The 9,627-nt window shown below is 63.0% G+C and carries 8 protein-coding genes; 2 read left to right on the top strand and 6 right to left on the bottom strand.

The features are described 5' to 3' along the window. Nucleotides 1-122: 122 nt before the first annotated feature. From NKH30_RS12005 to NKH30_RS11985, 5 genes are all read right to left on the bottom strand, one after another. Nucleotides 123-1,235 (bottom strand): ABC transporter ATP-binding protein, encoded by a 1,113-nt coding sequence (locus NKH30_RS12005; protein ID WP_352995566.1) that lies wholly within the window; start codon nucleotides 1,233-1,235, stop codon nucleotides 123-125. A 25-nt stretch (nucleotides 1,236-1,260) separates the two neighbouring features. Next, nucleotides 1,261-2,925: a beta-galactosidase BglA gene (gene bglA / locus NKH30_RS12000; protein WP_352995563.1), complete on the bottom strand. Its 1,665-nt coding sequence runs from the start codon at nucleotides 2,923-2,925 to the stop codon at nucleotides 1,261-1,263. A 4-nt stretch (nucleotides 2,926-2,929) separates the two neighbouring features. Beyond that, nucleotides 2,930-4,084, bottom strand: a complete 1,155-nt coding sequence (locus tag NKH30_RS11995) for a carbohydrate ABC transporter permease (protein ID WP_352469838.1) — start codon at nucleotides 4,082-4,084, stop codon at nucleotides 2,930-2,932. 1 nt (nucleotide 4,085) lies between these two features. Then, nucleotides 4,086-5,099 carry a carbohydrate ABC transporter permease gene (locus NKH30_RS11990; RefSeq protein ID WP_352540346.1) on the bottom strand — a complete coding sequence of 338 codons (1,014 nt, stop codon included), beginning with the start codon at nucleotides 5,097-5,099 and terminating at the stop codon, nucleotides 4,086-4,088. A 227-nt stretch (nucleotides 5,100-5,326) separates the two neighbouring features. Then, nucleotides 5,327-6,682, bottom strand: coding sequence for an ABC transporter substrate-binding protein (locus NKH30_RS11985; RefSeq protein WP_352681550.1), 1,356 nt, complete (start codon nucleotides 6,680-6,682; stop codon nucleotides 5,327-5,329). Nucleotides 6,683-7,042: 360 nt separating this feature from the next. Between NKH30_RS11985 and NKH30_RS11980 the strand changes: the two genes are divergently transcribed. Next, entirely contained in the window at nucleotides 7,043-8,065 is a 1,023-nt protein-coding gene (locus NKH30_RS11980; protein ID WP_352681548.1) for a substrate-binding domain-containing protein, read from the top strand. Nucleotides 8,066-8,137: 72 nt separating this feature from the next. Here NKH30_RS11980 and NKH30_RS11975 read toward each other — a convergent pair whose 3' ends face one another. Continuing rightward, nucleotides 8,138-9,046 carry a LysR family transcriptional regulator gene (locus NKH30_RS11975; RefSeq protein WP_352995561.1) on the bottom strand — a complete coding sequence of 303 codons (909 nt, stop codon included), beginning with the start codon at nucleotides 9,044-9,046 and terminating at the stop codon, nucleotides 8,138-8,140. 81 nt (nucleotides 9,047-9,127) lie between these two features. On the opposite strand from NKH30_RS11975, the gene NKH30_RS11970 reads away from it, so the two are divergent. Beyond that, nucleotides 9,128-9,622, top strand: coding sequence for a DUF8737 domain-containing protein (locus tag NKH30_RS11970; protein ID WP_352540348.1), 495 nt, complete (start codon nucleotides 9,128-9,130; stop codon nucleotides 9,620-9,622). The last annotated feature ends 5 nt before the right edge of the window (nucleotides 9,623-9,627 follow it).

The following is a 9,627-nucleotide window of genomic DNA, read 5'->3' as shown; positions in this document are numbered from 1 at the left end:
CCGCCGCTGCCGGGCCGCGAGCAAAGCTCTACCCGCCTTCCGCGGCCATCTACTTACCCCACACCCGGCGGGCGCCCCCCCCCCCCGGCTCTTGTCCCTTGCATGGCGGAAGAATGCCTGCTTCAAGCCGCCTTTGCTTCTGCTTCATGGAGCGCGAAAGAGCGCCCGTCCGCGTCGAAAATATGCAGGTCTCCGGCGTCCGCCGTCAGCCGCAGTGTCGCTCCGCGCTTGATCTCGACATTGCCCGGCAGCTTGGTCACCAGCGGCAGGTCGGTGCGGCCGATGTCGACATAGACGAGCTGGACCTCGCCGAGCTGCTCGACGTAATCGACCGTCCCTTCGAACAAATAGTCGGCGCCGGTGGCAATCATCAGATCCTCCGGCCTCACCCCGAAGCTCACCGCTGCGCCTTTCGCCGACGCAGGCGTTGCGATCGGCACCGTTGCCTTGCGGCCGCCGACATGGCTGACGACCGTCGGGTTGCCGGTCTTGTCGATCGTCGCCGGCAGGATGTTCATCGCCGGCGAGCCGATGAACTGGGCGACGAAAAGATTGCCGGGCCGCTTGTAGAGCTCCATCGGCGTGCCGACCTGTTCGATATGGCCTTCCTTCAGCACGACGATGCGGTCGGCCAGCGTCATCGCCTCGACCTGGTCGTGGGTGACGTAGATCATCGTCGTGGCCGGCATCGACTCCTTGAGCTTGGCGATCTCGATGCGGGTGGCGACGCGCAGCGCCGCGTCGAGGTTGGATAGCGGTTCGTCAAACAGAAAAACCTTGGGATTGCGCACGATGGCGCGGCCGATGGCGACGCGCTGGCGCTGGCCGCCCGACATCGCCTTGGGCAGGCGGTCGAGATATTTGGTCAGCTGCAGGATCTCGGCCGCCTGGCGCACCCGCTTGTCGATCTCGGCCTTGCTTTCCTTGCCGATCTTCATCGAGAAGGCCATGTTGTCGTAGACGGTCATGTGCGGATAAAGCGCATAGGACTGGAACACCATGGCGATGCCGCGCTTTGACGGCGGCACGTCGTTGACGATCTCGCCGTCGATCTTGAGCTCGCCCGAGGTGATCTCCTCCAGCCCGGCGATGCAGCGCAGCAAGGTCGACTTGCCGCAACCAGAGGGACCGACGAAGACGATGAATTCGCCCGACTTTATGTCGAGGTCGACGCCGTGCAGAATGTTGAGATTGCCATATGATTTCCTCACTTGCCTTAGCGTGACATCGGCCATGGTACCCTCCAGTTCTTCCTTGAATTCAGTCGATACGCCCGAACCAGGCGCCGTAGCCGCCGAGGCGGATAGTGCCGGCGCCAGTCTGTCCCGAAAACCCGTGTCCCGGCAAGGGCTGCAATGAGCGGCCGCCAAGGTCGACTTCGGCCGGCTTTGCTCCGAGATTGAAGGCGCAGACGATCTGCTCGTTGCCTTCGCGGCGGGTGAAGGCGACGGTGTCGCCCTCGCTTTCGATGAACTCGATATCACCCTTGGCCAGTGCCGGATGGGCGCGGCGGAAAGCCAGGAAGCGCCGGTAGTGCTCGAGCAGCGAGCCGTCGTCGCCCTGCTGCACGTTGACGGCTTGCGCAAGGTGCTTGCTGGGCACCGGCAGCCAGGGCTTTGCCGTCGAGAAGCCGCCATTGCGGGCAGCGCCGTCCCAAACCATCGGCGTACGGCAGCCGTCGCGGCCCTTGAATTCAGGCCAGAAGCGGATGCCGTATGGGTCCTGCAGATCCTCGAAGCTGAGCTCGGCCTCGCTGAGCCCGAGCTCCTCGCCCTGATAGATGCAGACCGAGCCGCGCAACGACATCAGCAGCGCCGAGATGACCTTGAGGTAGGCGGTCGGGTCGGGCTCGCCGGCTGCCCAGCGCGAGGCAGGGCGCATCACGTCATGGTTGGAGAAGGCCCAGCACGACCAGCCGTCGCTGGCCACCTTGCCGAAGGTTTCCAGCACCGAGCGTACCTTTGCCGCGCTGATCTTCTCCGGCGCCAGGAAGTCGAAGGAGTAACACATATGCACGCGCTTGCCGCCGGCCGTATAGGCCGCCACCACTTCCAGCCCACGCTGCGAGTCGCCGACCTCGCCAACCGCGGCCGTCGCCGGATATTCGTCGAGCAAGGCGCGGAAGCGTTCGAGGAAGCCGAGGTTTTCAGGCCGGCTCTTGTCGTAGAGATGGTCCTGGTAGTTGTAGGGGTTGACGGCCGGCGCCGTCTGGTCGTTTCGCTGCTCGGGCGGCAGCGGCGGATTGTCTTCCAGGCCTTGGCTGTGGAAATAGAAATTGATGGTATCGAGGCGAAAACCGTCGACGCCGCGCTCCAGCCAGAAGCGGGTGACGTCGAGCAGCGCGTCCTGGACCGCGCGGCTGTGGAAGTTGAGGTCAGGCTGCTCGGCCAGGAAATTATGCAGATAATATTGCTGGCGGCTGGTGTCCCACTGCCAGGCCGAGCCGCCGAAGATCGACAGCCAGTTGTTGGGCGGCGTGCCGTCCGGCTTGGCATCCGCCCAGACATACCAGTCGGCTTTTGGATTGCTGCGGCTCGACCGGCTTTCCTTGAACCACGGATGGATGTCGGCCGTGTGCGAGAGCACCTCGTCGATCATCACCTTGAGGCCAAGCCGGTGCGCCTCGGCGGTCAGCGCGTCGAAGTCGGCCAGCGTGCCGAACATCGGATCGACATCGCAATAATCCGACACGTCGTAGCCAAAATCCTTCATCGGCGATTTGAAGAATGGCGAGATCCAGATGGCGTCGACACCGAGCGAGGCGATGTAGGCCAGCCGGCCGATGATGCCCCTGAGGTCGCCGATGCCGTCGCCGTTCGAATCCTGATAGCTGCGCGGGTAGATCTGGTAGATCACGGCACCTCGCCACCAGTCGCGATCTATAGCGAGATCTGGCTTCGGGATGGCCTTCAAAGCGGATTGCATGATCTCAACCTCCTTTCACCGAGCCGGCAAGCAGCCCGCGGACGAAATAGCGCTGCAGCGAGAAGAACACGATCAGCGGCACGATGATGGTGACGAAGGCCGATGTCGTCAGGATCTCCCAGTCGCCGCCGCGCGAGCCGAGCAACGCATTGAGCTTGGCGGTAAGCACGATCTGGTCGCCCTCGGTACCAAGGAAAACCATCGCCACCAGCAGATCGTTCCACACCCAGAGAAACTGGAAGATGGCGAACGAGGCCAGCACCGGGAACGACAATGGCAGCACGATCTTGACGAAGATCTCGAAATCGCTGGCGCCGTCGATGCGCGCCGACTCCATGATCTCGCGTGGCAGGCCGGCGATATAGCTCCTCAGAAGATAGATGGCGAAAGGCAGGCCGAAGCCGGTATGCGCCAGCCAGATGCCGAGATAGGTCTTCGACGGCACGCCGAAGAAGCTGCCGACGCCGTTATAGAGCTTCAACAGCGGAATCAGCGACATCTGCAGCGGCACGACCAGGAGGCCAATGATGACGGCGATGAGCAGGGCCCGGCCGGGAAAGCGCATCCAGGCCAGCGCGTAAGCGGCGAACGCGGCGATCAGGATCGGGATGACGGTCGCCGGAATGGTGACGGTCAGCGAGTTCATGAAGGAGCGGCCGATGCCTTCCGAAAACAGCACCGTGTCGTAATTGTCGGTGGTGAATTTCGGCGGCGCCGACGAGGCGTAATAGACGCGCTGGCCGCGTTCGCCTTCGAAAGCCTTCGGCGAGGTCATGACGAAACTGCCGTCGGCATTGAGCTGCAGGGTCACGCCGTCGCCGAGATCGGCTGTCGTGCCGGCGGGATATTGCGTCGGCGCTGCCGACTTGACGCCGAAGGCGCTGATGTTGCGGGCCGGACCGTCGCCGAAAATATTGCCTTGCAGAACGAACTTGCCGTCCTTCTCGACCTGCGCCGAGGCGGGCGGCAGCCGTCCGGCCTCCGTCTGGCTGGAACTGGTGAACGAGTTCCACCAGCCCGAAGCGATGATCTGGTCCTTGTCGCGCAGCGACGAGACCAGAATGCCGAGCGTCGGGATCGTCCAGATCGCAACGAAGATGAAGACGGCGATATGGACGCCGAAACGGCTGACAAAGGACTTTCCCGTCGACACGGCCATCTCAATGCCCTTCCGTCTCTTTGTTCGCCTGGCGGATGTTCCAGACCATGATCGGAATGACCGCGATCATGATGATGATGGCGATGGTGGCGCCGCGGCCGAAATCGCCGCCGCCGCGGAACATCCAGTCGAACATCAGATTGGCCAGCACCTGGCTGTTCCACTGGCCGTTGGTCATGGTCAGCACGATGTCGAAAACCTTCAGCACCAGGATGGTGATGGTGGTCCAGACCACGGCGATGGTGCCCCAGATCTGCGGCACCATGATCTTCCAGAAGATCTGGAAAGGGTTGGCGCCGTCGATGACGGCGGCTTCCAGCGTCTCTTCCGGAATGCCGCGCAAGGCCGACGACAGGATGACCATGGCAAAGCCGGTCTGGATCCAGATCAGGATGACCATCAGGAAGAAGTTGTTCCAGAACGGCAGCGAGATCCAGACCTGCGGCTGGCCGCCGAAATACTGGATGATGGCATTGAGCAGGCCGATCTGCGTCTGGCCCTCGCCGCGATATTCGTAGATGAATTTCCAGATGACGCTGGCGCCGACGAACGAGATGGCGAGCGGCAGGAAGATCAGGCTTTTTGCGATGGTGCCCCACCAGATCTTGTCGGTGAGCACGGCGATGATCAGCCCGAGGAAGGTGCAGGCGGCCGGCACCACCGCCAGCCAGATGATGTTGTTGAGGATCGAGTTGCGGAACTCGCGGTCGCCGAACGCCCATTGATAGTTGGCCAAGCCGACGAAATGGGCGCCGCCGCGATCGAGGAACGACAGCCTCAGCGTCTCCACTACCGGGTAGATCAGGTAGATCGTGAGGATGATCATCGCCGGGCCGACGAACAGCCAGGGTCGGATCACCCCCTGCCGGCGCAGATTGTTGATCGCCGCCTTGCCGGAAACGCCACGTGCCGGAAAGATCGTATCGAGTGCCTTGTTGGCGCCCCAGAAATAGGCGACGCAGCCGCCCACGCCGATGATGATGACGAATATCGCCGAAAAAATCTGAGCCGCCATGGGTCCCTCCCCCTGCGCACGGATCCGCCAGTCGAGAATGGCTTTGGCGACGGGATCATGCGCCGATTCAGTTGTCTGGAGCGCGACCAGCCGGAAAGCAGGTCACTGGGCGCGCGTCATGCCGGAATGCGTTGTGCTCACGACAATCGACGCGACGCCAAGCACCGGATAAGGTCTGGGCCGTTTGAGGCCCGGACCACATCACATTGGGAACTCAAGCCGGCCGCTTACTTGATCGCGTCCCAGCTTTTCTGGATGTCGGTGGCGACGTCCTGGGCGGACTTGCCGCCGACCAGGTCGATCATGCCGGTCCAGAACGCACCGGCGCCGATCTTGCCCGGCATCAGGTCGGACCCGTCGAAGCGGAAGGTCGAGGCGTTGGCCAGGATCTCGCCCTGCTTCTTCAGCGCGTCGCTGGCATAGGCGTCCTTGTTGACCGACTTGAACGGCGTCACGAAGCCGCCCTGCGCCATCCAGATCTCATGAGCGAGCGGCAGCTTCAGGAATTCGATGAACGCGCGGGCACTCTTGCTGTCTTTGGTGATCATGGCGAGCGTGCCGGCGCCGAGCACCGGAGTGCCGAGCTCGGGCTTGGAAGCGTAAGGCGGGAAGTAGAAGAAGTCGGCATCCTCGCCCATCTTTGTGCCTTGCGGGAAGAAGGTCGGGATGAACGATGCCTGATGGTGCAGATAACATTTTGGCGGCACCGAGAAGAGGCCCTTCGGGCTGTCACGGAAATCGGTCGCCGCAACCGCCTTGGCGCCGCCCTCGACCATCTTGTCGTCGGTGGCGATCTTGCCGAAAATGTCGATGGCGTTGACCACTGCCGGATCGTTGAACGGAATTTCGTTCTTCACCCATTTGTCGTAGGTCTCGGGCGTCTGGGTGCGCAGCATGATGTCTTCGACCCAGTCGGTCGCCGGCCAGCCGGTGGCGCCGCCCGAACCAAGCCCGATGCACCATGGCGTGCCGCCGTCGGCGATGATCTTCTTTTCGAGCTCGGCAAGCTCTTCCTGCGTCTTCGGCACCTTGTAGCCGGCTTCCTCGAAATTGTCCGGCGAGTACCAGACCAGCGACTTCACGTCGGCCTTATACGGAAAGGCGAAGAAGCCGGGCTTGCCGTCCTTGTCCTTGAACGTGCCGAGATCGACCCAGGATTGGCCGGCGCCGTAATTGTCCTTGACCCAGTTGGCGGTGTCGTCGCCGAGCGGCGTCAAAAGACCCTTCGATGCCAGATCCTGGATCAGGCCCGGCTGCGGCAGCACGGCGATGTTGGGCGGGCTGCCGGCCTGCGTGTCGATGACGATCTGCTGCTCGTAATTCTCCGACGAGGAGTACTTGATCTCGGCGCCGGTGGCTTCGGAGAAGTAATCGAGGACGGTGCGGATAAGCCCTTCGTCCTCGCCGCGCCACGGCCCGAAGATCGTCAGCGTCTCGCCCTTGAGGTCGACTTTCTTGAGCTCTTCGTAGTTGGCCCAGTTGAAACGGGGATCTTCGCCCGGCTTGAACTTCAGTTCGGCTTGCGCCGGCATGGCGAGCGCAAGCGTGGCGAACGCAGCACCCAGCAGAAGCATTTTCTTCATCGGTATTCCCTCCCAGTGGTGACAAACACCGAACGAAACCTCCATTCCGTCCGCCGGCGCTGCAGGACTGTGACTCAGTCGGAAAGGAACTGCAACCTTTCGTAGAGTCTTCCAAAGCGCTTTGGTGATTTTGATCTCGCCACTGAATTGATCCGGAGTCAAGAGAAAGCCAGACTAATCGATTTAATTTCTGCGGTCGAGTGCCGGCGAAAGTGCGCTGCAGCACAGTTTCTGGCGGTGCAGCAGCAAATTCGGCTTCAAACCGGTCCGAACCGTGCGTATGGTCAGTGCGCTCGGCAACGCGGTTCGTAGCGGCTAGCTCGATTCAGATTAAAAGCGCTTTGAGGTTGGAGGCCTCCGGTGAACCTCAAGCAGCTCTCCCACATGCTGGCGCTTTCGCAGACTACGGTGAGCCGCGCATTGAACGGCTACCCGGAAGTCAACGAGGAAACGCGCCGGCGGGTGGTCGATGCCGCCAAGCGTCACGGCTATCGCCCCAATCCGAGCGCCCGCCGGCTGGCGACCGGCAAGACCGGCATGATCGGCTATGTGCTGCCGACGGGAACGACCGTCGACATCGACCCGCATTTCGTCGAGTTCCTGTCCGGCCTCGGCGACTATGCGCGTTCGCACGAGCTCGACCTGGTGCTGTCACCGGCCGATGCCGACGACCAGGAGACGACCTACCGCCGCATTGTCGCCAACCGGCAGGTCGACGCGGTCTATATCTCGTCGCCGAGGCCGGCCGACCGGCGGGTGGCGCTGGTCAATACGCTCGGCATTCCCTTCATCGTCCATGGCCGCAGCGAAGGCTTCGATTTCGACTATCCGTTCACCGACATCGACAATGAGGGCGCCTTCCACGAGGCGGCGCGGCTACTCGTTCAGCTCGGTCATAGGCGTCTGGCGCTGATCAACGGCGACGATCGCGAGACCTTCGCCATCCATCGCGAGCGCGGCGTGCGCCGCGCGCTTGCGGCGAACGGCCTGGTGCTTCGAGATCAGCATGTCTGTTCCCTCACCATGACCGAGGAGAACGGCTACCGCGCCGCCAGGCGTCTGCTGGAACAAAGCGACGCGCCGACGGCGATCGCCTGCTCCAGCCTGATTATGGCGCTCGGCGTGGTGCGCGCGGTGCGCGATCTCGGCCTGACCATTCCGGGCGACCTGTCGCTGATCGCCCATGACGACGTCTTTCCCTGGCTGAAGCCGGAAAATTTTTCGGTGCCATTGTCGACGACGCGTTCGTCGATCCGCCTCGCCGGCGCGCGCATCGCCGAACGGCTGGCGGCGCGGATTTCCGGCCTGGAGGAGGGCGCTCGCGGCGAAGTCTGGCCGGTCGACCTGGTGGTCAGGGGATCGGTCGCCGGCGCGCCGGCCTAGAGGCAATCACTCTGAACGACCGAGGTCGACTCTTGGCGGCTGTTGGCCAGCACCAGCGGGTGCGTCCTGGTCTCAGGCCGCGGATTTGAGGTGATCGATGAAGGCGCGCAGCTTCGGCAGGACTTGGCGCTTGCCGGGATGATAAAGGAAGACACCCGGTGTCGTCGTGGCGACGCCGTCGAGCACCGACTGGAGTTTTCCTTCGGCTATCGGACCTTCGGCGAGTGGTCGCGGCGTCTGCGCCAACCCGACGCCCCGCATCGCGGCCCCGACCAATGTCGAATAGTCGTGCGCGATCAGCGGGCCTGAGACGATCGCTTCGATTGCACCGTTGCCGTCGATGAACGACCAGGGCGCGATGGCGCCATTCGAGCGACGCAAGCGTAAGCAGGCGTGGTGGCGCAAGTCGTCGACACGCTCGGGACGGCCGTAGCGCTCAAAATAGTCAGGGCTGCCGACGACTACGAACGAGAACGGCGGGGTCAGCCGCACCGCGACCATGTCGGCGGCGATGAGTTGCCCGAGGCGGATGCCGGCGTCGAACCCGCCGGTCGCGAGATCGACCATCTGGTCGCTCACGGCGATCTCCAGTTCGATCTCAGGATAGGCTTGGCAGAACGACGCGAGCACCGGCTCCAACATCAGCGGCACGATGGCGCGAGGCACAGACAGGCGCAGCAGACCGGTCGGCCGCTGGCCGATATCGCGAGTGGCCTCGCCGGCCGCGACGAGCTCCTCGAATGCCGGGCCGGCACGGTCGAGGAACCGCTGGCCAGGTTCGGTTAAACCAACGCTCCGCGTCGTGCGGACGAACAGCGCCGTGCCCAGGCGAGCTTCCAGCGCGCGCACCGCTTGGCTCACGGCCGATGGCGTCACGCCGAGATCGGCGGCGGCACGGCGGAAGTTACGCCGCCTGGCGACGGCCAGGAACGCCTCGACGCCCTCCAGCGCACCATGTCGGACTGTGTAGTTCTGCTTCATAGGTTGTTGTGATTACACCGGATAGTCGAATTGCGGTAGCGGGCTTAAAGCCGCGTGAACCAACTGTTGAGAGTAGGCCAAATGTCCACGGAAATGGTGTTCCAAACCCATCTTGTTCTCGGCTATGTCGCGTGGCTGCTTTGCTTCGGCGCGTACGGTTTGCCGTTGCTCAGGTCGATGGACCGGGTCGCGGCGCAACGCGCTATCGCTATGCTGCACAGCTTCCGCTTCTTCGGGCTCGTCTTCCTGGTTCCGGGCGTCGTAAGCCCCAATCTGCCCGCTGATTTCGCCGTGTTCGCCGCCTACGGCGATTTCGCGACCGGCGTGCTGGCCATGCTGGCGCTGCTCACGGTGAGGATACGCCCGCTCTTCTGGCCGTTGGTCGTCGCCTTCAACGTCGCAGGGACGGTCGACCTCATCGTCGACTATTACCACGCCATTCAGATCGGCCTTCCTGCACGCGCAGGCGAACTGGGCGCCACCTACGCGATCCCGATCATCTACGTACCGCTGCTGATGATAACGCACGTCGCCGCATTCTATTTTCTCCTACGTCCTCAGCAAAACGCGTCCTGAGCGGG

It is taken from the genome of Mesorhizobium sp. M1273 (assembly GCF_040318195.1).
Lineage (GTDB): Bacteria > Pseudomonadota > Alphaproteobacteria > Rhizobiales > Rhizobiaceae > Mesorhizobium.
The sequence above is the reverse complement of the archived record's forward strand: the minus strand, read 5'-3'. Positions and strand labels throughout refer to the sequence as shown.

Coding starts and splice junctions, on each gene's coding strand:
- bglA (WP_352995563.1), bottom strand. CDS start 2,925: ATGCAATCCGCTTTGAAGGCCATCCCGAAGCCAGATCTCGCTATAGAT.
- NKH30_RS11995 (WP_352469838.1), bottom strand. CDS start 4,084: ATGGCCGTGTCGACGGGAAAGTCCTTTGTCAGCCGTTTCGGCGTCCAT.
- NKH30_RS11990 (WP_352540346.1), bottom strand. CDS start 5,099: ATGGCGGCTCAGATTTTTTCGGCGATATTCGTCATCATCATCGGCGTG.
- NKH30_RS11985 (WP_352681550.1), bottom strand. CDS start 6,682: ATGAAGAAAATGCTTCTGCTGGGTGCTGCGTTCGCCACGCTTGCGCTC.
- NKH30_RS11975 (WP_352995561.1), bottom strand. CDS start 9,046: ATGAAGCAGAACTACACAGTCCGACATGGTGCGCTGGAGGGCGTCGAG.
- NKH30_RS12005 (WP_352995566.1), bottom strand. CDS start 1,235: ATGGCCGATGTCACGCTAAGGCAAGTGAGGAAATCATATGGCAATCTC.
- NKH30_RS11970 (WP_352540348.1), top strand. CDS start 9,128: ATGTCCACGGAAATGGTGTTCCAAACCCATCTTGTTCTCGGCTATGTC.